17 protein-coding genes and 1 pseudogene are annotated in these 25041 nt (G+C 72.0%); 14 read left to right on the top strand and 4 right to left on the bottom strand.

All coding sequences use genetic code 11. The features are described from left to right. Nucleotides 1-21 precede the first annotated feature (21 nt). The 3 genes and pseudogenes from ACFC1R_RS11320 (at nucleotide 22) to ACFC1R_RS11310 (ending at nucleotide 3378) form a co-directional block, all read left to right on the top strand. Nucleotides 22-1297: pseudogene (locus tag ACFC1R_RS11320) on the top strand (DUF692 domain-containing protein). 162 nt (nucleotides 1298-1459) lie between these two features. Further along, nucleotides 1460-2542 (top strand): TIGR04222 domain-containing membrane protein, encoded by a 1083-nt coding sequence (locus ACFC1R_RS11315; RefSeq protein WP_375936309.1) that lies wholly within the window; start codon nucleotides 1460-1462, stop codon nucleotides 2540-2542. An 80-nt stretch (nucleotides 2543-2622) separates the two neighbouring features. Further along, entirely contained in the window at nucleotides 2623-3378 is a 756-nt protein-coding gene (locus ACFC1R_RS11310; RefSeq protein WP_375936306.1) for a TIGR04222 domain-containing membrane protein, read from the top strand. 122 nt (nucleotides 3379-3500) lie between these two features. Here the strand turns inward: ACFC1R_RS11310 and hemQ are convergent, their stop codons facing one another. Further along, nucleotides 3501-4214 carry a hydrogen peroxide-dependent heme synthase gene (hemQ, locus tag ACFC1R_RS11305; protein WP_375936303.1) on the bottom strand — a complete coding sequence of 238 codons (714 nt, stop codon included), beginning with the start codon at nucleotides 4212-4214 and terminating at the stop codon, nucleotides 3501-3503. Next, the gene (gene hemG, locus ACFC1R_RS11300) at nucleotides 4211-5614 is read right to left on the bottom strand and encodes a protoporphyrinogen oxidase (protein WP_375936300.1); all 1404 of its coding nucleotides are present in this window, start codon (nucleotides 5612-5614) and stop codon (nucleotides 4211-4213) included. Before hemG ends, hemQ begins: the two co-directional genes overlap by 4 nt. A 271-nt stretch (nucleotides 5615-5885) precedes the next feature. Between hemG and ACFC1R_RS11295 the strand changes: the two genes are divergently transcribed. After that, nucleotides 5886-6659 (top strand): SDR family oxidoreductase, encoded by a 774-nt coding sequence (locus ACFC1R_RS11295; protein ID WP_375936297.1) that lies wholly within the window; start codon nucleotides 5886-5888, stop codon nucleotides 6657-6659. A gap of 135 nt (nucleotides 6660-6794) precedes the next feature. Here the strand turns inward: ACFC1R_RS11295 and hemE are convergent, their stop codons facing one another. Next, the gene (hemE, locus tag ACFC1R_RS11290) at nucleotides 6795-7895 is read right to left on the bottom strand and encodes a uroporphyrinogen decarboxylase (RefSeq protein WP_375936294.1); all 1101 of its coding nucleotides are present in this window, start codon (nucleotides 7893-7895) and stop codon (nucleotides 6795-6797) included. A gap of 145 nt (nucleotides 7896-8040) precedes the next feature. Here hemE and ACFC1R_RS11285 point away from each other — a divergent pair, with 145 nt between their 5' ends. From ACFC1R_RS11285 to ACFC1R_RS11240, 10 genes are all read left to right on the top strand, one after another. Further along, entirely contained in the window at nucleotides 8041-8685 is a 645-nt protein-coding gene (locus ACFC1R_RS11285) for a DUF3000 domain-containing protein (protein WP_375936292.1), read from the top strand. A 323-nt stretch (nucleotides 8686-9008) separates the two neighbouring features. Continuing rightward, on the top strand, nucleotides 9009-9725 hold the full coding sequence (locus tag ACFC1R_RS11280) for a LuxR C-terminal-related transcriptional regulator (RefSeq protein WP_375936289.1): 717 nt from the start codon (nucleotides 9009-9011) through the stop codon (nucleotides 9723-9725). 237 nt (nucleotides 9726-9962) lie between these two features. Continuing rightward, entirely contained in the window at nucleotides 9963-11213 is a 1251-nt protein-coding gene (locus ACFC1R_RS11275; RefSeq protein WP_375936286.1) for a ribonuclease D, read from the top strand. 319 nt (nucleotides 11214-11532) lie between these two features. Then, nucleotides 11533-12750 carry a thiolase family protein gene (locus ACFC1R_RS11270; RefSeq protein ID WP_375936282.1) on the top strand — a complete coding sequence of 406 codons (1218 nt, stop codon included), beginning with the start codon at nucleotides 11533-11535 and terminating at the stop codon, nucleotides 12748-12750. Nucleotides 12751-12752: 2 nt separating this feature from the next. Then, nucleotides 12753-14882: a 3-hydroxyacyl-CoA dehydrogenase NAD-binding domain-containing protein gene (locus ACFC1R_RS11265; RefSeq protein ID WP_375936279.1), complete on the top strand. Its 2130-nt coding sequence runs from the start codon at nucleotides 12753-12755 to the stop codon at nucleotides 14880-14882. A gap of 301 nt (nucleotides 14883-15183) precedes the next feature. Beyond that, on the top strand, nucleotides 15184-15897 hold the full coding sequence (locus ACFC1R_RS11260; protein ID WP_375936276.1) for a hypothetical protein: 714 nt from the start codon (nucleotides 15184-15186) through the stop codon (nucleotides 15895-15897). Between the two features lie 43 nt (nucleotides 15898-15940). Further along, entirely contained in the window at nucleotides 15941-16699 is a 759-nt protein-coding gene (locus ACFC1R_RS11255; protein ID WP_375936273.1) for an Ig-like domain-containing protein, read from the top strand. Nucleotides 16700-16713: 14 nt separating this feature from the next. Next, complete coding sequence (locus ACFC1R_RS11250; protein ID WP_375936270.1) at nucleotides 16714-17424, top strand: peptidase inhibitor family I36 protein; 711 nt, start codon at nucleotides 16714-16716, stop codon at nucleotides 17422-17424. A gap of 41 nt (nucleotides 17425-17465) precedes the next feature. Beyond that, a complete protein-coding gene (locus tag ACFC1R_RS11245; RefSeq protein ID WP_375936267.1) occupies nucleotides 17466-18773 on the top strand; it encodes a phosphodiester glycosidase family protein in 1308 nt (435 codons plus the stop codon). A 146-nt stretch (nucleotides 18774-18919) separates the two neighbouring features. Beyond that, the gene (locus tag ACFC1R_RS11240; RefSeq protein WP_375936264.1) at nucleotides 18920-20605 is read left to right on the top strand and encodes an accessory Sec system protein Asp2; all 1686 of its coding nucleotides are present in this window, start codon (nucleotides 18920-18922) and stop codon (nucleotides 20603-20605) included. Nucleotides 20606-20633: 28 nt separating this feature from the next. Here the strand turns inward: ACFC1R_RS11240 and ACFC1R_RS11235 are convergent, their stop codons facing one another. Further along, nucleotides 20634-25040: a glycosyltransferase gene (locus tag ACFC1R_RS11235; RefSeq protein WP_375936261.1), complete on the bottom strand. Its 4407-nt coding sequence runs from the start codon at nucleotides 25038-25040 to the stop codon at nucleotides 20634-20636. Nucleotide 25041: the final 1 nt, after the last annotated feature.

Here is a 25041-nt window from a genome sequence, read left to right as displayed (position 1 = left end):
TCCGAAAGGGGGCGGATCCTTATGACGTCTTCTGCAAGTACCTTGCCCCGACTGGGAGTCGGGATCGGTTGGCGGGCAGAGATCGACACCGTGGTGGAGCGGCTGCCCGGCCTGGACTGGGTCGAGGTGGTCGCCGAGAACCTCTGCCTCGACCACCTGCGTGCCGGTGAGCTGCCCGAGTCGCTGCGGGTGCTGCGGGAGCGCGGCGTGACCGCCGTCCCGCACGGGGTGGCACTGGGCCTCGGCGGCGCCGAACCGCCCGATCCCGACCGCCTGTCGCGGCTGGCCACGGCGGCCCTGGCCCTGGATGCCCCGCTGGTCACCGAGCACCTGGCGTTCGTCCGGGCGGGCGGGGTCGAGGCGGGCCACCTGCTGCCGGTGCCGCGCTCACGGGACTCGCTGCGGGTGATCGCGGAGAACGTCCGGATCGCCCAGCAGGAGCTCCCGGTGCCGTTGGCGCTGGAGAACATCGCCGCCCATCTGGCCTGGCCCGAGGACGAGTTCACCGAGGGCGAGTTCCTGGCCGAACTCGTCGAGCGGACCGGTGTGCGGCTCCTGGTCGACGTCGCCAATCTGCACACCAACCGGGTCAACCTGGGCCTGGACGTCGCCGCCGAACTCGACCGGCTGCCGCTGGAGGCCGTCGCCTACGTCCATGTTGCGGGCGGGATCGAGGTCGACGGGGTCTGGCACGACACCCACGCCCACCCGGTGACCGGGCCCGTGCTGGACGTCCTGGCCCAGCTCTGCGAGCGGGCCGTGCCACCCGGCGTCCTGCTGGAACGGGACGACCACTACCCGCCGCCCGCCGAACTGGCGGGTGAGCTCGACGCGATCCGCGCAGTACTCGACGGGGAGTTGGAGCATGTCTGAGCACTTCGAGTACCTGGCCGAGGGGGGCGACCCGGAGCTGGTGGTGGCCCGGGCACAGCTGGCGCGGCGCCAGGCCGAGCTGCTGTCCGCGCTGGTCGCGGGCGGCCCGGTGCCGGAGGGCTTCGACCGGGAACAGGTCCGGATCCAGGCCCAGGGCCTGCTCGTCAAGCGCCGGGACACCGTGGCCAGGGTGGCGCCGGAGGTCCCGCGGATCCTCGGCACCCAGTACCGTCCGCTGTTCCGCAGGTACGCGCAGCAGGGGCCGGCCGTCGGGGGCTACCGGGCGGATGCGCGGGCCTTCGCCGAGTGGGCGGTCGACTGGGCTGCCGTCGGCGCACCGGACACGCCCTGGCGCCCCGCCCTGGAGCGCTGGCTGCGGCCCGCCGAACCGCCCCGCCGCCGCCGGCGCCGCTTCCACGGCTGACCGGGCCCGCACAGCCGGCCGACCACCGCACCCGCACCCGCACCCGCCGCAGGCAGCGGGCGCCGGCACCAGCACCAGCACCAGCACCAGCACCAGCACCAGCACCAGCACCGGACCGCCTCACCCGGCCCGGTGGTTCGACTCACGTACGGGGGAACCGAGATGTGGTACACCGAGTTCGCCGCCGCCACCGCCCTGTTGGTGGGCGCGGGCCTGTGGACGTCCAGCGCGCTGCAGCGGATGCGCCGGGTACCGAAGCCGCAGGGACTGCCCGGCCGCGGCCTGCCGCTGCCGGACGCCGCCTTCCTCGCGGGCGGCCCCGCCCGGGCCGCCGAGGTGGTGATCGTCCGGATGCAGCAGGAGGGCCGGCTGATCGTCTCCAGGGACGGGCTGGCCACCGTGACCGACCCGCATCCGCAGGACCCGGCCGAGGTCGTGCTGATCGAGGCCGCCGGCCCGAACCGGCAGCGTGAACTGGCCCTGCTGCGGCGGGCGGTGATGCGCAGCCCGGAGATCCAGCAGATCGGCGACCGGCTGGCCGAACGCGGGTTGATGCGGCGGCCCGAGCTGTACCGCGCCGTCGTCCGGGCCCGGCGGGTGCTCCAGCTCTCGCTGCTGGTCACCGTGGTGCTGGGGGTGCTGACCACCGTCCTCTGGGCCACCCAGCCCACACCGGACCGGGACACCAGTACGCCGCCGTTCTTCGCCTTCTTCGGGCTGCTGCTGCTCGGGGCGGTCTGGCTGACCGCGACCAGGCCGGGCAGGAGCCGGGTCACCCCGGCCGGACTGCGCCAGCTGAGCCTGATGAAGACCGGTTCCTCGCCGTGGCGGCCGGCCGTCGGGGCCAGTGCGGCCACCGCGGTGCTCCTGGGCGCGGTCGCGCTGGACGGCGTGGAGACACTGGAGGACGAGGACCTGCGCAGCGTGCTGAAGGACCGGTCCCGCTCGGCGGTCGGCGGCGGTTCGAACGACCCCCTCTACGGAGCCGCCTTCGGCGCCGACGCGGGGGCGGCGGTGGCCTGGTGCTCGTCCTCCTCGCCCGACAGCGGTTCCGGCGGCTCGCACGGCGGCTCGCACGGCTCCTCCTGCGGCTCGTCGAGCGGCTGCGGTTCCTCCTCGGGCCACAGCGGCGGCTCGCACGGCCACAGCTGCTCGTCCGGTCACAGCTGCTCGTCGGGGCACAGCGGCTGCTCGTCCAGCAGCTGTTCGTCCGGGAGCAGTTGCGGCTCCAGCTGCGGTTCGTGAGCCGCCCGGCGGTCACAGTTCGATATCACGAACCGGAAATTCACTTCCCCGAACGGCCGGTCAGGTCTAGAAACAGCCCCATGTGGTTGCTCTTTCTGATACCCGCCTTCCTGGCTGCCGCGCTCTCCTGCCTCCGGCTGGTCAGGGTGACAGCAACCGCAGACGCACTCTCCGGGGCCGAGACCGGCCGGCCCTCCGACGCCACCGGGATCGGCCTGTACGAGACCGCGTACCTGGCCGGGGGCCCGGCGCGGGTGGTCGATCTGGCGCTGGTGCTGATGGCCGCCCAGGGGCGGCTTCACCTGGCGCACACCGGCTGGACCAGCGTGGTGGACCCGCAGGGCCGCAACCGGCTGGAGCGCACGCTGATCGAGGGCATCGGCCCCGAGGGCCAGTGCCGGACCTCCGGGCTCCGCGCCGAACTCGCCACCCACCCGGCCGTGCTGGAGATCGGCGGACGGCTGGTACTGGCGGGCCTGGCCACCCCGGCGATCGTCCAGGAGGCCACCTCGACGGCGGTCCGCCAGGTGCGGCAGGCACTGCTGCTGAGCCTGCTCCTGCTCGGGACGTCCATTGCGCTGGCGCCCGACCCGGGGGACGCGGGGGCCGCCGTCGCCTGGTTCGCCCTGCCCCTGGTCCTCACCAGCGGGACGCTGCTGATGGCCCGGGTCGACGTCCACCCCTACACCCGCTGGGCCACCCACGCCGGGCAGCAGGCACTGCACGCGGTCCACTCGGCCCCGGGCGGCACCGAACAGGAACTGCTCACGGCCGTCGCCATGGTCGGCCCCGCCGCCCTGCCGGACGCCCGGCTCCGCGCAGCCCTGCGCAACTGAGGCCGGTCCGACGACGCCCGCCGGGCGCGGGGCTCCGCAGCAGCGGCCCCGCGCCCGGTGGTTGCTCAGCCCGGGCCCGCCCGGACCAGACCGCTCAGACCAGGCCGTTCAGACCAGGCCGTTCAGACCAGGCCGTTCAGCAGCTCGGCGACCGGCTTGCGGCGGCCCGTGTAGAACGGGACCTCCTCGCGGACGTGCAGCCGGGCGCGGGACGGGCGCAGGTCGCGCATCAGGTCGACGATCCGGTGCAGCTCGTCCGCCTCGAAGGCGAGCAGCCACTCGTAGTCGCCGAGCGCGAACGACGCCACCGTGTTGGCCCGCACGTCCGGGTAGCCTCGCGCCATCTTGCCGTGCTCGGCGAGCATCGCGCGCCGCTCCTCGTCGGGCAGCAGGTACCACTCGTAGGAGCGCACGAACGGGTACACGCAGACGTACTCGCGGGCGACCTCGTCGGCGAGGAACGCCGGGATGTGCGACTTGTTGAACTCTGCCGGGCGGTGCAGCGCCATGTTGGACCAGACCGGCTCCAGGGCGCGGCCGAAGCCGGTGCGACGGAAGCGGTTGTACGCCTCCTGCAGGTTGTCCGAGTCCCCGGAGTGCCACCAGACCATCACGTCGGCGTCGGCACGCAGGCCGGACACGTCGTAGGTGCCGCGCACCGTGACGTCCTTCGCGGCCAGCTGCTCGAAGAGCTCCTCGACCTCGGCCGCCAGCGCGGCGCGGTCCTCGGGCAGCTCGCTCTTGAGCTTGAACACCGACCACATGGTGTAGCGGATGACCTTGTTGAGGTCGCGGGCCTTCTTCTTCTCGGGCTGCTGTTCAGTGGACTCAGTCATGCGCCCATTGTCCCTTCCGTGACGTGTGCGCCGGGCGCCGGGGTCAACACCTCGTCGACCGCCCGGCGGGCACTGGCGATGCAGGCGGGAATCCCCACCCCGTCGTAGGCGGCACCGCAGACCGCGAGGCCGCCGACCCGCGCCACCTGCGCGCGAATCCGTTCCACCCGCTCCAGGTGGCCCACCGGGTACTGCGGCAGACCGCCCCGCCAGCGGGTCACCGCGGTGTCGTACGGCCGCGCACGCAGGCCCACCGCCGCCCCGAGGTCGGCCAGCGAACGGGCGACCAGCTCCTCGTCCGGCAGGTCCAGGGCGTGCTCCTCGCGGTGGCGGCCCAGCGAGGTGCGCAGCACGAAGGTGTCGGGCGCACCGCGGTCCAGCCAGCCCCACTTGTTGGAGGAGAAGGTGGACGCCTTGATCGCCCGGCCGTCGGCCGGCGGCACCAGGAAGCCGCTGCCGGTCAGCGGCACGTCCAGCTCCGCCCGCCGGAAGGCCAGCGTGACCAGGGCCATGCCCGCGTACTCGACGGCGTCCAGTTCGGCCGCCGCACCGGGTGCGTCGGTGCGCAGCAGCCGGGCGGCCTGCGGGGCCGGGACGGCCAGTACCACCGCGTCGGCGTGCAGGCTCTCGCCGCCGGTGACGACCCGCCAGCCCCCGGGGGTGCGGCGCAGCTCGTCCACCGGGCTGTCGGTGCGCAGGTCGGCGCCGGCCTCGCGGCAGGCGGCGGCGACCGCCTCGGGGAGCGTGCCGATACCGCCCTCGATCCCCTGGAACACCGGTCCGGCGCTCGTGGGCCGCGTCGCCAGCTCGTGCACGGTGTCGAGCAGCGAGCCGCCGCTCCGGGCCACCGGCAGCAGCGCGGGGACGGCGGCGCGCAGCGAGATCTCGTCGGCGTGCCCGGCGTAGACGCCGCCGAGCAGCGGCTCCACCAGCCGGTCGACCACCTCGCGGCCGAGTCGCGCGGCGACGTACGCGCCGATCGGGACGTCACCGTCGACGGGGGCGGTGGCCTGCTCGTGCCGGACCCGCTCCAGCCCCGGGTCGGAGAGCACCCCGGAGGCGGCCAGCGCGTCCAGGTCGCCGGGCACGCCCATCACCTGTCCACCGGGGAGCGGCCGCAGCGCGCCCCTGGTCCAGATCGCGGCCTTCGCCGTGCTCGGCGGCTCCAGTGCCCCGGCCAGGCCGACCTGCCGGGCCAGCTCCACCGCCTCGGGACGCCGGGCGAGCATCGACTCGGCCCCGAGATCGACCCGTACTCCGCCGACCTCACCCGCCCGCAGCTTCCCGCCGAGCCGCGCCGACGCCTCCAGCAGCGTGACCCGGGCATCCGCGCAGGCCGCGAACGCGGCCGTCAGGCCGGCGATGCCGCCACCGATCACCACGACATGAGGTTCAACCATGCTCGCAGTCTTGCAGAGCTCACACCCGCGGCCTCGACCGGTGCGCCGCCGACGTCCCTCCGGACCGGCCGCGTTTCCGGGGCGTCCGGTGCCGCCCGTCGCGCCCGTCGCGCCCGCGCACCCGCGCACCCGCGCACCCGCGCACCCGCGCACCCGCGCACCCGCGCACCCGCGGAAGGATTTTCCCGGCCGGGCCGTCACATCCGGCCCTGCTGTCCCGTCTGCCTGGTGTGCCGCCGAGGTGGCGGGGGACGGACGGAAGGGCGAGGCAGTGGAGAACACCGTGCTGGTGACCGGGGCGACCGGAGTGCTGGGGCGCGAGGTGGTGACACGGCTGCGGGGTGCCGGGGTGCCGGTCCGCGCTCTGACCCGGCGGACGGAGCTGCCCGAGGACCCGGGGGTGGCGTGGTTCACCGGCGATCTGGCGACCGGTACCGGGGTGGACGCGGCGGTCGACGGCGTCCGCACGGTCGTGCACTGCGCGAGCGACGCCCGGCACTTCAGGCAGGACCTCCCCGCCCTGCGGAACCTGATCACCGCGGCGAGGCGCGTCGGAGTCGAACACGTCGTCAACATCTCGATCGTCGGCGTCGACCGGATCACGTACCCGTACTACGCGGTCAAGCTGGAGGGCGAGCGGATGCTGGAGGCGTCGGGGCTCGGCTGGAGCAACCTGCGCGCCACCCAGTTCCCGGAACTGCTCAACACGGCGCTCGGCTTCCTCGCCAGGCTCCCGGTGGTCCTGGCCCCGTCCGGGACCGGGTTCCAGCCGGTGGACCAGGGCGAAGTGGCCGACCGGCTGGTCGAGTTGGCGCTCGCCGGACCGGCCGGACGGGTGCCGGACCTGGCCGGCCCGCAGGTGCACCCGGCGACCGAGCTGGCCAGAAGCTGGCTGCGGGCCGCGGGCAAGCGCCGTCCGGTGCTGGCGGTGCGCATCCCGGGGAAGGTCGGCGCCGGCTTCCGCGCCGGTGCGCACACCGCCCCCGACCGCGCGGTGGGCCGGCGCACCTGGGAGCAGTACCTGGCCGAACGGGTCGCCCGCTGACCGCGCACCCGCCGTCCGGGCCGCCCGGCAGCGGACCTGCACCACCGGGCAGCCGGCAGGGGCGCGGGGAGCCGCGTACGGGGTCCTGCGCCTGCGCAGGACCCCACTCGCTCGGCTCGCCGCGCCCCCGGTGGGTCAGCGGGCGCTGGTCTCGTGCACGAACTCGACCAGCTTGGTCAGCGCGTCCGGGTCCATGCTCGGCATGACGCCGTGGCCGAGGTTGAAGATGTGGCCGCTGCCGCCGAGCGCCTGGGCCGCGTGCAGCACCTCGCGGGCCTTGGTCTCGACCACCTGGGTGGGCGCGAAGAGCACGGCCGGGTCGAGGTTGCCCTGCAGGGCCTTGCCGTGGCCGACCCGCTCGGCGGCGACGTTCAGCGGAACCCGCCAGTCCACGCCGACGACGTCCGCACCGGCCTGGCCCATCAACCCGAGCAGCTCACCGGTGCCGACGCCGAAGTGGATCCGCGGCACGCCGTAGGGGGCGACGGCGTCGAAGACCTTGGCGCTGGCGGGCATCACCGAGCGGCGGTACTCGTCCGGGGCGAGCGCGCCGACCCAGGAGTCGAAGAGCTGGATCGCCGAGGCTCCCGCCTCGATCTGGATCTTGAGGAAGGCGGAGGTGATGTCGGCCAGCCGGTCGACCAGCGCGGCCCACAGCTCGGGCTGGCCGTACATCATGGCCTTGGTCTTCTCGTGGCTCTTCGACGGGCCGCCCTCGACCAGGTAGCTGGCCAGGGTGAACGGCGCACCGGCGAAGCCGATCAGCGGGGTGGAGCCGAGCTCGTCCACCAGCAGGCCGACGGCCTCGGTGATGTACGGCATGTCGTCCGGCTCCAGCGGGCGCAGCCGCTGGAGGTCGTCGAGGGTGCGGATCGGGTCGGCGATCACCGGGCCGACGCCCGGCTTGATGTCGACGTCGATACCGACCGCCTTCAGCGGCACCACGATGTCGCTGAAGAAGATCGCCGCGTCCACCTTGTGCCGCCGCACCGGCTGGAGGGTGATCTCCTTCACCAGCTCGGGCCGCATGCAGGAGTCCAGCATCGGGATGCCCTCGCGCACCTTGAGGTACTCGGGCAGCGAGCGGCCGGCCTGGCGCATGAACCACACGGGCGTGTGCGGCACCGGCTCGCGGCGCGCGGCGCGCAGGAGCGGGGAGTCGTACGCCGCGCCCCGGCGCGCGGGGGGCTGCTGACCGGTCTGGGCTGGCGGGGTCGCCGCGGAAGTCTCACTCACGGTCCAAATCTTCGCATGCGCCCCGGACCGGCCCCTCGGCGGCGAGTCGTGCGTTCCTCCAAGATCTTCGAGCGGACCCGCCCCGGCACGCCGCAGGTGCGAAATGTGCTCGGATTGCGGCGCCGACCGACCTAGGCTTCCGCTCATGGCAGCGGTCGGCGGGCACCCCGCACACGGTGGTGGAACGGGCAAGGAGTCGGCGCCGATCGAGTTCCGCGCAGCGGTCGAGGCACTCGGCACGGCGCGGCTGCGGCCCGAGCTGCAGCTCTCGGCCGCCCCGGCACCCCGGCGCCTGGCCCCGTACGCGTACGCGCTCACCGCGACCGTCGAGGTGGAGGGCGAGGAACTGGCGGACGGCCGCCTGGTGCTGCTCCACGACCCGGCCGGGCAGGAGGCCTGGCACGGCGACTTCCGGGTGGTCACCATGACCCGGGCCGAGCTGGAGCCCGAGATCGCCGACGACCCGATGCTCTCCGAGGTGGGCTGGTCCTGGCTGCTGGACGCCCTGCAGACGCACGGCGCCGGCTACGCCGAGCCCGGCGGCACGGTCACCCACGCCTCCTCGCACTACTTCGGCGCGCTCGCCGACCGGGAGCCGTCCACCGAGATCGAGATCCGGGCGTCCTGGACCCCTGCGGACGGCCGCTTCGAACGGCACCTGGCGGCCTGGGGCGACCTGCTCTGCGCCTGCGCCGGCCTGCCACCGAGCACGGTGGCCCCGCTGCCGGACGCCCCGTCACTCGGCGGGGTGGTCCCGATGCCCGCCCGACGGCGCCCGCGCTCCCACTGAGGAGCGACGGGCGGCCCGTTCGAGTCCTGCGCGGGGCCAAAGCCACCCGCAGGACTGACGGCGTGTGACTTCACTCCTGGTCTGTGTCAATTCGCCGTCCGGTCCTGATCGACACGCGCTACTTTGGATCGAATCTGTGCGATTTCAAGGCATGTCGCATCAGTCATCTGCGCGATTTGTCCGTATTGTTACTCACTAGATCGTGATCTTTCGCTAAAGCCGGGCACGGTTGATGCCGAAGGTGTCTGTGACCCTTTCCAAACGCGGAACACTCCGACCGCCCCCTCGGGGTTCCGTCCGCCACTCCCCGCAGGAGGCCCCTGGTGTCGGTCCTTCTTGAGCACCCCACAAACGTGGTCGCATACCGCCCGACCAAGCCCACCGCAATGGTGGTCATTGCTGATCCCCGTGTCCGAAACACCGTCACCCGGCATCTCTGGGCGCTCGGTGTCCGTGACGTCATCGAAGTCTCCTCGATCGCCGAGGCCCGCCCCCGGGTGGCCACCCCGCGCGACATCTGCGTCGCCGACGTCCACCTCCCGGACGGCTCCGGGCTGACCATCCTGGCCGAGACCCGTGCGGCGGGCTGGCCCAACGGCCTGGCGCTCTCCGCCGCCGACGACATCGGCGCGGTCCGCAGCGCGCTCGCCGGCGGCGTCAAGGGTTACGTGGTCACCGGTACCCGGACCAACATCGCCATGCCCGGCCGTCCCGGGATGCCGCTCGGAGCCGCCGGGCTGGGCGGCCGGATGCGGCGTCCCGGGATGCCAGGCATGCCCGGTGCGGTCGGCGCCCCCGGTGCCCCCGGAGCCCCCGGCGCTCCCGGTGTGCAGCCCGCCGCCTACCGGGAGCTCTCCGGCCGCGAGGTGGAAGTGCTGCGGCTGGTCGCCGAAGGGCAGTCCAACAAGGCGATCGGCGTCGCCATGGGTCTGTCCGCCCTCACCGTGAAGAGCCACCTCGCCCGGATCGCCCGCAAGCTGGGCACCGGAGACCGGGCCGGGATGGTCGCGGTCGCGCTGCGGACCGGCATCATCCACTGACGTCCACCGGTATCCGCGTGCCGTACCTCAGCAGCCGACAGCAACAACAGGCCACGTGGCAGCCCGGAGGAACGTTTCCTCCGGGCTGCCGCCTCTCCGGCTCGGCTTTCGGGTGACGGGCCGAAACGGCCTCCCTGGCCCCATCTGACGGGCCCGGGGGGCGCTGGCATATGTCCGAATACGGTCTGACCAGTCCGACAACACTCCCGGTTGCGGGTGCCGTCGTACCCTTGGGGGGTGACCGACGCCGTAGCAGCCATCCCAGAAGAGACAGCCCCGGTCCCGCTCCTTGAACCCAGGGAGGGGCTCCCGCCCGTTGTGGTGGACGAGAGGGTGCTTGCCGAGACGATCGCAGCCTTCGCCGCCGGCAGCGGTCCGGTCGCCGTCGACGCCGAGCGGGCCTCCGGCTACCGCTACGGGCAGCGCGCGTACCTGATCCAGCTGCGGCGCTCCGGCGCCGGTACCGCGCTGATCGATCCGATCGCCTGCCCGGACCTCGGTGCGCTCGGCTCCGCGCTGGCCGACACCGAGTGGGTGGTCCACGCGGCGAGCCAGGACCTGCCCTGTCTGGCCGAGGTCGGCATGCGGCCGCGCCGCCTGTTCGACACCGAGCTGGCCGGCCGGATCGCGGGCTTCCCCCGGGTCGGTCTCGGACCGATGACCGAGAGCGTGCTCGGCCTCTCGCTGGCCAAGGAGCACTCGGCGGTGGACTGGTCGACCCGTCCCCTGCCGGAGCCCTGGCTGCGGTACGCCGCTCTGGACGTCGAGGTGCTGGTCGAGCTGCGGGACGCACTCGAACGGGAGCTGGACGCCCAGGGCAAGCTGGGCTGGGCCCTGGAGGAGTTCGCCGCCATCGCCGACGCACCCCGGCCCGCCCCCCGGGTCGACCCGTGGCGCCGCACCTCGCAGCTGCACAAGGTGCGCCGCCGGCGCCAGCTGGCCGCCGTCCGTGAGCTCTGGCAGGCCCGGGACCGGACCGCGCGGGAGCGGGACGTCTCACCCGGACGGGTGCTGTCGGACGCGGCGATCGTGAACGCGGCGCTCGCGATGCCGCAGAGCGTGCCGGCCCTGCAGGCCGTACAGGGCTTCGGGCCGCGGGTGAACCGCAGGCAGCTGGAGCAGTGGCTGGCCGCGCTCGACCGGGCCAGGGAGATTCCGGAGGCCGAGCTGCCGCCGGCGACCGCGCCGCACGACGGACCGCCGCCGCCGCGGGCCTGGGCCGAGAAGGACCCGGTGGCCGCCGCGAGGCTCTCCGGCGCCCGGGCTGCCGTCACCGAGCTGGCCGAGGCCAGGCGGCTGCCGGCCGAGAACCTGATCACGCCGGACCTGGTCCGCCGGGTCTCCTGGGAGCCGCCCGCCGCGGCCACCCCGGAGGCCGTCGCCACGGCGCTGCGGGCGCTGGGCGCCCGCCAGTGGCAGGTCGACCAGGTGGCGCCCGCCATCTCGGCCGCCTTCGTCAAGGCGGCCAACGGCACGGCACAGGGCTGAACCCACGGCCGATCGGGTCGGCCGCCCTCCAGGGGCGCGGGGAACCGCACGAAATCACGGACAGCGGTGGTGCAGCGGCCTTCGGGCCGGTGCCCGCCGGTACCGACCGATTCGCGCCGTTCCCCGCGCCCCTGCCGGTTTCACCCGGCCGGCCGACGGGCTGCGCAGATCGGACGTGGTGCGGGACACACGGGGTGATCCGGGCGCTGCCCCTGGGCAAGGTAGTTACCGGCGGGTAGCATGACCGTGAAGCAGCGCCGCTCCAAACCTTGGGACGTCGACTGCGTTAAACGTCATGTCCCCTGGGAGGAGAGCCCCCGTGCCTCGTACCGCGAGGGACGTCGTCTTCGTTGACGGCGTCCGCACCCCGTTCGGCAAGGCCGGCCCGAAGGGCATCTACCACGAGACCCGTGCCGACGACCTGGTGGTCAAGTGCATCCGCGAGCTCGTGCGCCGCAACCCGAACCTGCCCGTCGAGCGCATCGACGAGGTCGCCGTCGCGGCCACCACGCAGATCGGTGACCAGGGCCTGACCATCGGCCGTACCGCCGCCCTGCTCGCCGGCCTGCCGAAGTCCGTCCCGGGCTACGCGATCGACCGGATGTGCGCCGGCGCGCTGACCGCCGTGACCACCACCGCCGGCGGCATCGCCTTCGGCGCGTACGACATCGTGGTCGCCGGTGGCGTCGAGCACATGGGCCGCCACCCGATGGGCGAGGGCGTGGACCCGAACCCGCGCTTCGTCTCGGAGAAGCTGGTCGACGAGTCCGCCCTGTTCATGGGGATGACCGCGGAGAACCTGCACGACCGCTTCCCGCACCTGACCAAGGAGCGCTGCGACGCGTACGCCGTGCGCTCGCAGGAGAAGGCCGCCAAGGCGTACGCCAACGGCGACATCCAGCCGGACCTGGTGCCGATCGCGATCCGCAACACCAACCCCGAGGTCGGCGAGACCGGTTGGGGCCTGGCCACCACGGACGAGCCGATGCGCCCGGGCACCACGATGGAGAGCCTGGCCGGCCTGAAGACCCCGTTCCGTCCGCACGGCAACATCACCGCGGGCAACTCGGCCGGTCTGAACGACGGCGCCACCGCCTCGCTGCTGGCCGCCGAGGACGTCGCCGAGGAGCTCGGCCTCCCGGTCAAGATGCGCCTGGTCTCGTACGCCTTCGCGGGTGTCGAGCCCGAGGTCATGGGCATCGGCCCGGTCCCGGCGACCGAGAAGGCGCTGGCCAAGGCCGGTCTGACGATCGACGACATCGGCGCGTTCGAGGTCAACGAGGCGTTCGCCGTGCAGGTGCTGTCCTTCCTGGACCACTACGGCATCGCGGACGACGACGAGCGGGTCAACCCGTACGGCGGCGCGATCGCCTTCGGCCACCCGCTGGCCTCCTCGGGCGTGCGCCTGATGAACCAGCTGGCCCGGCGCTTCGAGCAGCGCCCCGACGTCCGCTACGGCCTGACCACCATGTGCATCGGCTTCGGCATGGGCGGGACCATCATCTGGGAGAACCCGCACTTCGAGGGTGGTAAGTGACCATGAGCACCACTGAGCTGCTGCAGCGCGGCGCCGAGCTGTTCCCCGGCGAGGTCGTCACCACCGCGCACGTCCGCCACCTCGACCTGCCGCTGCAGGCCGGGAAGCTGGCGCTGATCACCCTGGACAACGGCTTCGACCACACCAAGCCGACCACCTTCGGCCCGGGCTCGCTGATCAAGCTGTCCGAGGCGCTGGACCAGGTCGAGGCCGAGGTCGCCGAGGGCAGGATCGCCGCGGTCGCCATCACCGGCAAGCCGTTCATCTTCGCGGTCGGCGCCGACCTCAAGGGCGTCGAGATCCTCAAGGAGCGCGAGGACGCGCTGGCCATCGGCAAGGGCGGCCACGAGGTCTTCAAGCGGATCGCCGCGCTGTCCGTCCCCAGCTTCGCCTTCTACAACGGCGCGGCGATGGGCGGCGGTGTCGAGGTCGGCCTGCACTGCACCTACCGCACCGTCAGCTCGGGCGTCCCGGCGTTCTCGCTGCCCGAGGTCTTCCTCGGCCTGGTTCCCGGCTGGGGCGGCTGCAGCATCCTGCCGAACCTGATCGGCCCGGCCAAGGCCGTCAAGGTCATCATCGAGAACTCGATGGCCCAGAACAAGCAGCTCAAGGGCAAGGAGGTGTTCGAGCTCGGCATCGCGGACGCGATCTTCGAGCCGGCCGACTTCCTGGAGCAGTCGCTGCTGTGGGCCGCGAAGGTCCTCAAGGGCGAGACGGTCGTCGAGCGCGAGGAGATCGACCGCGGCAAGGCCTGGGACGACGCCGTCGCCTGGGGCCGGATGGTCGCCGACGCCAAGGTGCACGGGGCCGCTCCGGCCGCGTACAAGGCGCTGGACATCATCGCCCAGGTCAAGGACCAGGACCTGCAGGCCGGTTTCGACGCCGAGGACGTGGCGCTCGCCGACCTCATCATGAGCGGCGAACTGCGCAGCGGCATCTACGCGTTCAACCTGGTGCAGCGTCGGGCCAAGCGTCCGTTCGGCGCGCCGGACAAGTCGCTGGCCCGTCCGGTCAGCAAGGTCGGCGTGGTCGGCGCGGGCCTGATGGCCTCCCAGCTGGCGCTGCTGTTCGCCCGCCGCATGGAGGTGCCGGTCGTACTGACCGACATCGACCAGGAGCGCATCGACAAGGGCGTGGGCTACGTCCACGGCGAGATCGACAAGCTGCTGGAGAAGGGCCGGATCGGCAAGGACAAGGCCAACAAGCTCAAGGGCCTGGTCAGCGGTCACCTGGACAAGGCGGTCGCCTTCGGCGACGCGGACTTCGTGATCGAGGCCGTGTTCGAGGAGATGGGCGTCAAGCAGAACGTCTTCGCCGAGCTGGAGGCCGTGGTCTCGCCGACCACGATCCTGGCCACCAACACCTCCTCGCTGTCGGTCACCGAGATGGCGTCCAAGCTCCAGCACCCGGAGCGCGTGGTCGGCTTCCACTTCTTCAACCCGGTCGCGATCCTGCCGCTGCTGGAGATCGTCCGCGCGGAGAAGACCGACGACGCCTCGCTGGCCACCGCCTTCGGCGTGGCCAAGAAGCTGAAGAAGACCGCGGTGCTCGTCAAGGACGCCCCGGCGTTCGTGGTGAACCGCATCCTGCTCCGCTTCATGGACGCGATCCAGGGCGCGATCGACGAGGGCACCCCGATCGAGACGATCGAGAAGGCCGTGCTGCCGCTCGGCCTGCCGATGTCGCCGATCGTGCTGCTGGAGCTGGTCGGCCCGGCCATCGCGCTGCACGTCTCGGAGACCCTGGCCGGGGCCTTCCCGGAGCGGTTCACCGTCTCCGAGAACCTCAGCAAGCTGGTCAAGGCCGGCAAGCGCGGCTTCTACACCTGGGTAGACGGCCAGCAGGTCCTCGACCCCGAGGTGCTCGAACTGCTCTCCTTCGGCGACACCGTGCTGACCGAGGAGCAGGTCCGCGAGCGGGCGCTGGACGCCGTCGCGCAGGAGATCGGCCTGATGCTGGACGAGGGCGTCGTCGGCGAGGCGCAGGACATCGACCTGTGCATGATCACCGGCGCCGGCTGGCCCTTCCACCTGGGCGGGATCACCCCGTACCTGGACCGCGAGGGCGTCTCGGAGCGCGTCAACGGCAAGCGCTTCCTGGCTCAGGGCGTGGCCTCGGTGCCGGCCGTCTGACACCCTCACGGGCCGAAGGACGGGACTCCGGCGCCCGTGGGCGGGTGAGGACGACACCGCCTGGGCAGCCAACCCACCGGGCCGGGACCGCAGTTGCGGTCCCGGCCCGGTGGCGTACCCGTGCGCCGGTACCGAACTCGTGGACGGTAAGGCGGCCTTCGGCTAGGGTTGACCGTCTGTTTGCCCAATCACGATCAAACCTGCAGGGGAATTCGGTATGCAGTACGGAGCGCCTCGCCACCCCAAGGTGTTTCTGGCAGGTGACTCCGGTGTGGCGACCCGCCCGGCGAGCCTCGTTCCGATGACCGGCTGGGGCCAGACCATGCAGCTGTTCCTGCACCCCGAGATCGAAGTGGTGAACTGCGCCCGGCACGACTCCAGTTCCAGGAGTTTCGGCGACTCGGGCCGCCTGCAGTGGATCCTCGACCAGCTGATACCGGGCGACTACCTGCTGGTCTCCTTCGCGCTGGGCGACAAGAAGACCGACCCGGAGCGGCACACCAAGCCGTTCGGCTCGTACCAGGACCACCTGCGCCGGTACGTCGAGGGGGCGCGCGACCGACTGGCCCACCCCGTCCTGGTGACCGGCCACGAACGGCGGACCTTCGACCCGCACGGGAACCTGCGCTGGTCACTGGGCCAGTACGCGATGGCGATGCGTGAGCTCGCGGCCCAGACCTGCACGCCGCTCGTCGACCTGCACGCCCAGAGCCTCGACTGGTGGAACCAGCTGGGCCCCGAGGGCACCAAGCAGATCTTCCTCCAGCTGGAGCCGGGCGAGCACCCCAACCACCCGGAGGGCGTCAGCGACGACACCCAGCTGCGTCCGGTGGGTGCCGTCGAGTGCTCCCGCTTCGTCACCCGGTCGCTCGCCGAACAGGGCATCGTGCCACCGCACTGGGTGGTCAACCTGGAGCAGCCGCAGTTCCCGCCGGAGGCGCTGGGCTGGCTCGACGACGCGACGTACGAGGCCCTGGCGCACGCCCGTGCGGTGCCGACCGGAGCCGTACGGTGAGCGTCCTGTGCAGCCCGGCTCCGATCCGAGGAGAGTCCCGCCGATGGAGCATCTGATAGCCCGCGTCCAGGCCGTCCACCAGACCCGCCCCGAGCTGTCGATGACGGCCGACCTGACCTCGCAGGCCGACCCGGCCCTCCCGCTGCTCCCCGGGCAGCGGGTCGACTTCAGTCTGACGGTGACCCCGGTCGGGCACGGCTTCCGCTACTACGCCTACGTGATGGAGGAGCCGCTCACCGAGCTCGCCGCACTGAAGTCGATGCGCGGGTTCGGACACATGGAGAAGGCGCAGAAGTACGGCACCTACACCCGGGCGAACACCCCGCGCACCCTGACCTTCACCCTCGAGATCAAGCAGGCCGTCCCCGGCGACGGCGTGCTGCTGCCCGCCATCTCCGCCGGAGTGATCGCCGCCGAGGGCCAGAAGCTGAGCGGCTGCCAGCCGATCGCGCAGCGGGCCTACCGGGTCGTCCCGGCCCTCGCGCCGCCGAAGCTGCTGGTGGTCGCGCCCGGGATGAACGGGATGCTGCCGGGTCTGGCGCACGAGTTCGGCCCGGACGCCCGGCTGGTCGGCGTCTCCCCGCCGCGGCGCGGCATGGTCGGCGTCGCCCCGGACGGAAGCGTCACCTACTTCCCCGAGCAGGGCTTCGTCGGCTACGACCGGCTCTTCTACACCGTGGAGAACGGCTCGCGCGGGATCGCCCGGGGCGAGATCACCGTCTTCGTCGGGCACCCGTACGAGATGCCCGGCCTGCTCGCGGCACCGACCGGGTACCTGCAGCCCGGGCCCACGGCCAGGTAGGAAGCAACCCCTACGTGACCACCCATCGCGGCCGAATCGCGGTCGCCGCCGTCGCGGTCGCCCTGGCGATCCTCTGTGCCTACCTCGGCGTCCGGTACTCCGCCGACGACGCGGCCACCAACTGCCCGGACGGCTCCTTCTGCCTGTACGGCGGCAAGGACGCGCACGGCCCGGTGCTCTCCGGCGGTCCCCTGGCCGCCCACGAGGACCGCGCCGGGGCCGGCGACGGTGCCGTCCACTCCGTGCTCAACCGCAGCACGTACTGGGCCTGCCTGTACCAGAACGCCGCCTTCGGCGGGGCGGTGAAGACCTTCGCCCCCGGGGCCGAGGAGAGCTGGGACGGATTCGGCCGCACCTCCGGCGGCGGGTTCGGCTCGGTCAAGCCCGCCAAGTCCCAGGCCGGCTGCCTGAACGGCTACGAGCGGTGCCCCGAACGCTCGCTCTGCCTCTTCCAGGAACCCAGCGGACGCGGCCCGATGAAGTCCTGGACCGACGACGCCTCCCGGTACGGCAACGACTGGCCGGGCCACGCGGCCTCGGTGTGGAACCGTTCCGTCTCCACCGCCTGTCTCTACCGCAGTGCGGGCTACACCGGCCAGTGGACGGTCGACGGGAAGCGGTACGCCGCCTTCGTCGTCCCGCCCGGCAACAGCGTCACCCTCACCGGTCCGTACGCCCAGGCGGTGGGCTCGCACAAGCTGGTCACCGACCCGGACGCCTGCTGACCCCGTCCGCCCCGCCTGCCGACCCTGTCGATAAGGATCCGATGAGCACGCGTTTTCTCGCCGGGCTGCGCCGACTCGCCGTGGCCGGTGCGGCGGTGGCGACGGTCGGGGTGCTGCCGCCACCGCCCGCCTCGGCGGCCCAGGCCGAGGACCTGCTGGGCCGGCCGTCCGCCGTCACCGTGCTCGCGCCCGGCCTCACCCGCACCACCTACCCGGGCGGCGGCAACAGCTGGCTGGCCGTCAACGTGCTGCGGATCGACCCGGACGCGGCACCGCTGACCCTGCGCAGCACGGTGGGCGAGGCCGCCGGCAGCGCCGAGCCGGTGAGCCGGCAGCTCTCCCGGCCCGACCTGGAGCCGCCCGCGCTCGCCGGGGTCAACGGCAGCTTCTTCGACGACGACCTGATGAAGAAGTACAACCTCCCCGAGGGCGACCCGGAGGGCGTCTCGATCCAGGGCGGCGCGCTGCTGAGCGAGGCGAGCGGTGGCGGTGTGCTGCTGCTGCAGCACGGCCGCCCGTACATCACCACGCTGAAGACCGACATCACGCTGGCGGCTCCCGGTGCGACCACCGAGGTGCACGGCATCAACCGGCATCCGGGGCGGATCCCGTGGGAGATGCCGGTCTCCCGCAAGGGCGACCGCGCGGTCGGCTTCCAGGGCGACCTGGAGGCCGACCCGGGCAGCCAGGTCTTCACCGACCCGGACGAGATCGTGCTCTTCACCCCGGAGTTCGGCATCCCGACCCCGGCTCCGCTGACCGGCTCCGAGGCGCCGGCCGCCGCCGACCCGGGCGTGGAGGTGGTGCTGGACCACAGCGGCACGGTGCTCTCCTTCCGGCAGGGGCGCGGCGGCACCGACGTCCCGGCCGGGGGCAAGGTGCTCCAGGGCATCGGCCAGGGCGCCGAGTGGCTGACCAGGCACGCCCGGCCGGGCCAGCAGCTCACCCTCACCGAGAAGGTGACCGACGTCCGGTTCGGCGACGAGATCCCGCTCAGCCGCTCGCTCTTCGCCGTCTCCGGGCGGCTGATCATGCGTCAGGACGGCAGGAACGCCTACACCGGGTCCGGCGGCGACCGGCACGCCAGGACGGTGGTCGGGGTGGACGGCGGGGGGAAGGTCCTGATCGTCACCGTCGACGCCGACGACGACCACCCCGGGATGGACTACAAGCAGCTCGGCACCCTGCTGGAGGCGCTCGACGCGACCGACGCGCTGAACATCGACGGCGGCGGCTCGACCACCCTGGTGGTCGACGGCTCGCTGGTGAACAAGCCGTCGGACGGCGTCGAACGCCCGGTCGCCGACTCGGTCTACGTCGGTCCGGGCGGCTACGGCGTCCCCGCCTAGGACGGTCCGAGCCGGGGCCCGCGGAGCGTCAGGCGTAGCCCCCGGTACACGGGTTCCGGAGTCGACCGTACGAGCGGGCGCTGGTTAGACTTCTGGGGCTTCCCGGGGGGAGGCGGACATCTACCAGGGGCAGGCCGGCGAACTCCATGAACTCAGCACTTCCCACACCCGTGCCGAACATGGCGACGGTCGACCGGCGCGCGGTGGTGTCCGGCACCGACACCTCGGGGCCGGTGCCGGTGGAGTACAAGTTCCGCCCCGCCGACGGCGACGCCCGGCACCTGATCGTCGTCTTCTCCGGCTTCAACGCCCCCAACGGCTACCACTTCGCCGGCCGCTCGCTGAACGACCTGCGCGCCAACGTCCTCTGGATCCGCGACCACTTCGACGAGCACTACAGCTACTACATGTGCCGGGACATGTCGTTCGACATCGAGTTCTCGGTGCTGAACCTCATCGACCGCACGCTGGCCGGACTCGGCCTGACCCGTGACCAGGCCAGTCTGCTGGGCGTGTCCAAGGGTGGCAGCGCGGCCCTGTACTACGGGCTGAAGCACGGCTTCCGGAACATCGTCACCGTCGTCCCGCAGTTCCTGATCGGCGACTACGTCAGGGACCGCGCCGTGACCGGCCGCTACATGCTGGGCACCGACATGCCGCAGCAGCACGTCGACGTCCTCAACGGCGCCATCACCGAACAGCTGAAGGCCTACGGCGCCCAGGGGCACAACGTCTACCTGTTCACCTCCGAGGCGGACGAGCAGTACGAGACCGAGATCAGCCCCCACCTCAACCTGTTCTGGAACTGCGCCAACTTCAACCTCATCCGGACCAACTCCCCGATGGTCCGCCAGCACGGCGAGGTCTCCGGCTACAACCTGCCGATCATCTCCGGCGTCCTGGCCGCCCTCACCGACGGGGCGCAGCCGCGGATAGGCTTCCTGGAGAACGGCGACCAGGCGGTCGACGAGCACAGCCGGCACCACCACCTGGCCGAACTGCGCCGGTCCGAGACCCTGCTGGCGGTGCTCCAGAAGCAGGACATCCGCGGCAACAACCTCCAGCTCAGCGGCCATGCCTTCATCCCCGGTGACGCGGGCTGCGGGCCGGTCCAGACGGTGAAGCAGCTGGTCCTGGAGAGCGGCGGACGGGTGCTGGAGTTCCCGCTCGCGGCGGCCGAGGCCAAGTACACCTACAGCCGCTACTACGACCGCTACGCCTGCGACTACCCCGACGCCGGGTTCGAGCCGGAGAACAAGGCCGGGATACCGCTGAACGGCGTGCCCGGCGGCTCCTACGAGCTCTCGGTGCGGGTCAGCAGTCCGGCCGAGGGGATCGACCGCCGTACCCCGCTGGTCGCCCAGCGGCCCTTCGACCTGCGCCGGCCCGCCGGCGGGGTCGAGGTCTGCCTGCTCGGGGACGAGCAGGGCGTGCGGCTGATCCGCCGGCCGATCGTGGGCCACTTCTCCCAGGAGACCGCCTTCTCGATGGAGAAGAGCTGGCAGAAGGGACGGATCTTCCACGTCGAGGGCGTGTTCTTCGTCCACGGCCTGGAGGCCGCCGAGCGCGGGCACTCGACGTACTACCTGGTGCTGCGCAACGCCCAGGCGACGTACTCCTACCGGCTCGGGATCTCGCGCAAGGCGCCCGTGGTCCGGGCCCATGTGCGGCGCGGTGACTTCGGCAACTACGAGTTCGGCTACTTCGCGACCTCGGGCTACAAGGGCATCGACCTGAAGAACGCCGCCGCCGGGGAGTACGAGGTGCACATCTCGATGAGCCGGGGCGGCTCGCTCTTCTCGGTCGCCGCCGGCGCGATCACGCTGGCCTGAGGGCGGCGCGCCCCGGGGCGCGCCGCCCTCAGCGCCTGTTGAGCGCCTCGATCGCGTTGAAGACGCGTTCGCTGTTGCGGGTGTCCCGGGGGCCGAAGAAGGCCTCCACCCGCTCGCGGTACGGGCTCTGCATCACGAAGCCTCCGGCCATCGAGGCGATCACCTCGTCCACCGCGTGCTCGACCGTGCGGCAGGCCGGTCCGAAGCCCTCGCTGAGGATGTTCAGGTACCCGAGCCGGTAGTGCTTGCTGTAGAACTCGTCGAAGTCGAAGGGGACGTAGACCAGCGGCGTCCCCATGTAGACCACGTCGAAGAACACCGACGAGTAGTCGGTGACCATCAGCGAGCACTCCTTGATGGCGTCCTGCACGTCGCGGGTCGCCGGGTCGGCCACCTCGACCGAGGGGTGGTCGGTGCTGAAGTGGTGCAGGTACGGCCGGATCTCGTAGTGCGGGAAGAACTCCAGCGTCACGCCGAAGTGTTCGAGCGCCGCGAGCAGGCGCGGGTGCTTGATGAACTCGGAGAAGAAGCGGTAGTACTCCGAGGAGGCGAACGGGATCTTCGGCTGGGCCGCCCGGTTGTAGGAGGGTGCCACGATGTCCCGGCGCCAGGTGGGCATCAGCAGGATCCGCCGGTCCTTGCGCACCTGCTCCAGCGCGTCGAAGCGCGGCAGACCGGTCTGCGCCACCCGCTTCGTGCCGTAGCCGAACTCCTCGGCGATGTAGCGGTTCTCGGCGGCGGCCGAGGTGACGAACATGTCCACGCTGGTGACGTGCCGCTGGGCGGACTGCGAGACGTCGTTGTAGATGACGCCGTGCTGCAGGAAGACCCGCTTGTAGCGCAGCAGGTCGCCGTAGGTGGACAGGTAGGCGCGCTTGTGGGTGCCGCGCGGGGTGAGGTAGGCCTCCAGGTCGTACGGGCTGATCAGGTTGGTGGCGTGCAGCATGTAGAGCCGGTGCCGGGTGGACCCGTGGGCCAGCACCTTGCCGTACCGCTTGACCTTGCCCCAGTCCGGACTGGTCCGCTCGATCACGTAGTAGGCGTTGCGGCGCTTCTTGTTGCTGCGCATCCAGCGGAAGAAGTGCAGGCCGTTGTCCTGCGCGGTGTCCTGGCGCTCGCCGATGATCCAGATGTTGCGGTGGTGCAGCAGCGGGTAGGTCAGCCAGTAGCCGAGCCTGGTGCGCCAGCCCTTGCGTCCCGGCAGGCTCCTGCGCAGCTGGCTCGCCCCGCGCCTCAGGGCGCCCGGCACGCGGCCGAAGGCCGAACCGGCGAGGACGTCGAGGCGGACGGTGCCGTGCGCGTCCACGGTCAGTTCGTACTTGCGCCGGCCCACCCGGTGGACGCCCTTGTAGCGGTACAGCGACATGCGCGCGGTGACCGGGATGTCCACCCGGTGCTCGCCGTCGTCGATCCGGACGAAGAGCTCCTGCCGGCCCGTGCCCGCCTGGGCCAGGTGGCTGTCCCGCACCCGGGCGTGGAAGCCCGCGTAGAGGTCCTTCTCCTTGCGGACGTGCCAGCGGTCGCGCCGGTAGTCCTGCTCCAGCGGGGCGGTGACCTCGCCGCGCGCCGAACGCAGCACCAGTTCCAGGCGGTTGAGCAGGGGCTCGGCGAGGTCCACGCCGGTCATCGACAGCAGGCCCTCGAAGTGCAGGACCCCGTCGACGGATTCGGCGGCCTCCAGGATCGCGCTCTGCTTGTCGACCCGCAGCAGGGCGCACTCGGTACCGGTCCCGGACAGCTGCCGGTAGAGCCCGTGCTCGTCCGCGTAGAGCTGCGGACGGTCCTTCGGCGGCTCGGTCGGGTCGCAGAAGACCTCCAGGCTGCCGGTCTTGGCGGCGTAGTGCAGCAGCCTGGACTGCGGCTGGAGCGCGTACTGCCTGATCAGCTCGTCGGGGATCGGCGCGTACTGGGCGCAGACGGCGGGGAAGATCTCGGCGAGCGCCTGACGGCTCATGATCCGGTGCAGGCTGCGCAGGTACGGCTGGTAGTTGCGGACCACCATCCGGAAGACCGTCTCGCGGACCTTCGGCTCGTCCTGGTCGGTGAACGCCAGCAGCCCCAGGTGGAGTTGGAGCAGGTCGCGGGAGCGCTGCGGGTGGTTCCACGGTGAGTCGAGGAAGGACCCGCGCTTCTCCTCCACCCGCTCCAGGTGCACCACCCGGTCCACCAGGCTGATCTTGCGGGCCCGCAGCAGGGCGGGCAGGGCCAGCCACGCCTCGTCGAAGTGCAGGCCCTCCCCGAAGCGCAGCCCGTACTCGGCCAGCTTGAGGGTCTTGAAGAGCTTGCCGCCGATGCCGTCGGCGAAGAGCAGGAAGGGGGTGTCGGTGAGGCTCCGGATCACCCGGTCGCCGTTGCCGAAGTAGCGCTGCCAGGGCGCCTGGGTGGTGGACTGCACCGGGAACTGCGCGACATCGCCCACGATCACGTCGGCGACGTCCTGGCGGGCGGCCATCAACAGGGTGTGCAGGGCGTTCCTGGCGAGGATGTCGTCGGCGTCCACGAACATCACCCAGGGCGCGCTGACCTTGCCGAGGCCCGCGTTGCGGGCCGCGCCGGCGCCCTGGCGGGCCTGGGTGACGACGGTGACGTTGGACCGGTAGGCGGCGAAGGCGTGCAGCAGTCCGGCCGTGCCGTCGGTGGAGCCGTCGTCGACCAGGATCACCTGGGCCCGTTCGATTCCGCGCTGCACGCCGATCGACCAGAGGCAGTCCAGCAGGGTGGCCTCGGCGTTGTGGCAGGGCACCACGATGGCCGCGGTGTACTTCGCCGGCTCCTCCGGCACCGCGGGGACGCCCGGCTCGCGGGTGAACCACTGCCAGTCGACGGTGGAGCGCTTGCGTGCCGCGACCAGCTCCAGGTGCTCGGCGGCGGTGCGCATGCAGAGGTTGCCGCTGACCGTCTCGTACGCCTCGAAGAGCGCCTTGCCGACCTCGAAGCGGTACTCGTCGACCTCGTGTCCGCGGATGCACAGCGCGGTGGTGTGGCGCTTGCCGTTCCAGAGCACCTGCATCAGGAAGTTCCACCGGCCGCCGGCCTTGAGTGCCCTGCCGACGGCGTCGATGTCGACGACGGCCCGGTAGCGGATCACCCGGGGGTCGACCGAGACCAGCTCGACCGGGTACTCGTGCGCGACGCTCTTGCCCTTGCGGACCACGCCCTTGAGGCTCAGCTGGTCCTTGGCGCCGATCCGGCCGAACTGGTTGAGGATCTCCCCCTCCAGCTCGACCCGCTGGCCGTCCACCTCCAGGCGCGTCACCCGGTTGAACAGCTTCGCGTCGGCGAACGCGGCGGTGTGCAGGCCGAGCAGGGTGGCGTCCAGCTGCTGTTCGGCCCCCGGCAGGTGCAGCCCGGCGGCGGTCCAGTAGACCCTGCCGTCGCGCTCGACCACGTCGCTGGCGACCACCGAGCGGCGCTGGACGTAGTCGGCGGTGGCCACCGCCGCGTCCAGCAGCCCCTGCCGCAGGCAGTAGGCCCGGATCCGCTCGATCACCCCGCAGCGCTCGTACGCCTCGGGGGTGACGGTCTCCAGGTACTCGGCCGTGATCCGCTGGAAGGCGGCCCGGTACTCGGCGTCCCCGCTGCGCAGGACGCCCATGTAGAGCTTGAGGTCGTGGGAGAGGAACTTCAGGTCCTTACGGATCTTCAGGTCGTAGGCGCCCCGGCCCAGCAGGAACTCGTCGGCTCTCCGGTGCACCCAGACCCGGTCGGCGATGCTGCGGATCTCACCGAGCCTGCGGGTGATGGACGGGGTCTCGGAGCTGTCCTCGTAGAGCCAGCGGTAGACCGGCCTGGGGATGACGACGATGCCGTCGGCGCAGGCGTACGCCACGGTGGAGAAGAGGGTGTCCTCGTAGAACACGCCCTCGGGGAAGCGGACGTTGCCGCGCAGCAGGTACTCGCGGCGGTAGAGCTTGGCCGCGGCGATCGGGTCGGTGAGCAGGTCCGGGTAGTCCCGGATGCCGGCGAACCGCCGCTCCTCGGGATCGGCGTGCAGGTCCGCGGCCCAGAGCTTGGGCTCGCCGGTCTCCACGTTGACCCGGATCGCGCGGCCGAGGGTGAGGTCGGCGCCGGTGCGCAGCGCGGACTCCAGCAGGTCCTCGCACGCCTTGTTGGGCAGTTCGTCGTCGGCGTCCAGGAACAGCACGTAGGCACCGGTCGCCGCCGCGACGCCGTCGTTGCGGGGGGCGCCCACGCCACCGCTGTTGGCCTGACGGGATATCAGGCGGATCCGCGGGTCGGCCTGCGCGAAACCCTGGACCAGTTCGACCGTGTTGTCCTCGGAGCAGTCGTCCACCACCAGGATCTCGATCGCGTCGAGGGTCTGGAGCTGGGCCGACTGGATCGCCCGGCCGACCGTGCCCGCCGCGTTGTAGGCGGCGATCACCACCGAGACGGCCGGGGCGTGGGAGGTCACGTACTCAGTGCTCGGACGCAAG

The organism is Kitasatospora sp. NPDC056138 (assembly GCF_042264695.1).
Lineage (GTDB): Bacteria > Actinomycetota > Actinomycetes > Streptomycetales > Streptomycetaceae > Kitasatospora.
This window is presented reverse-complemented; position numbering and strand designations above follow the sequence as displayed.

Coding starts and splice junctions, on each gene's coding strand:
- ACFC1R_RS11315 (WP_375936309.1), top strand. CDS start 1,460: ATGTGGTACACCGAGTTCGCCGCCGCCACCGCCCTGTTGGTGGGCGCG.
- ACFC1R_RS11310 (WP_375936306.1), top strand. CDS start 2,623: ATGTGGTTGCTCTTTCTGATACCCGCCTTCCTGGCTGCCGCGCTCTCC.
- hemQ (WP_375936303.1), bottom strand. CDS start 4,214: ATGACTGAGTCCACTGAACAGCAGCCCGAGAAGAAGAAGGCCCGCGAC.
- hemG (WP_375936300.1), bottom strand. CDS start 5,614: ATGGTTGAACCTCATGTCGTGGTGATCGGTGGCGGCATCGCCGGCCTG.
- ACFC1R_RS11285 (WP_375936292.1), top strand. CDS start 8,041: ATGGCAGCGGTCGGCGGGCACCCCGCACACGGTGGTGGAACGGGCAAG.
- ACFC1R_RS11265 (WP_375936279.1), top strand. CDS start 12,753: ATGAGCACCACTGAGCTGCTGCAGCGCGGCGCCGAGCTGTTCCCCGGC.
- ACFC1R_RS11260 (WP_375936276.1), top strand. CDS start 15,184: ATGACCGGCTGGGGCCAGACCATGCAGCTGTTCCTGCACCCCGAGATC.
- ACFC1R_RS11255 (WP_375936273.1), top strand. CDS start 15,941: ATGGAGCATCTGATAGCCCGCGTCCAGGCCGTCCACCAGACCCGCCCC.
- ACFC1R_RS11245 (WP_375936267.1), top strand. CDS start 17,466: ATGAGCACGCGTTTTCTCGCCGGGCTGCGCCGACTCGCCGTGGCCGGT.
- ACFC1R_RS11240 (WP_375936264.1), top strand. CDS start 18,920: ATGAACTCAGCACTTCCCACACCCGTGCCGAACATGGCGACGGTCGAC.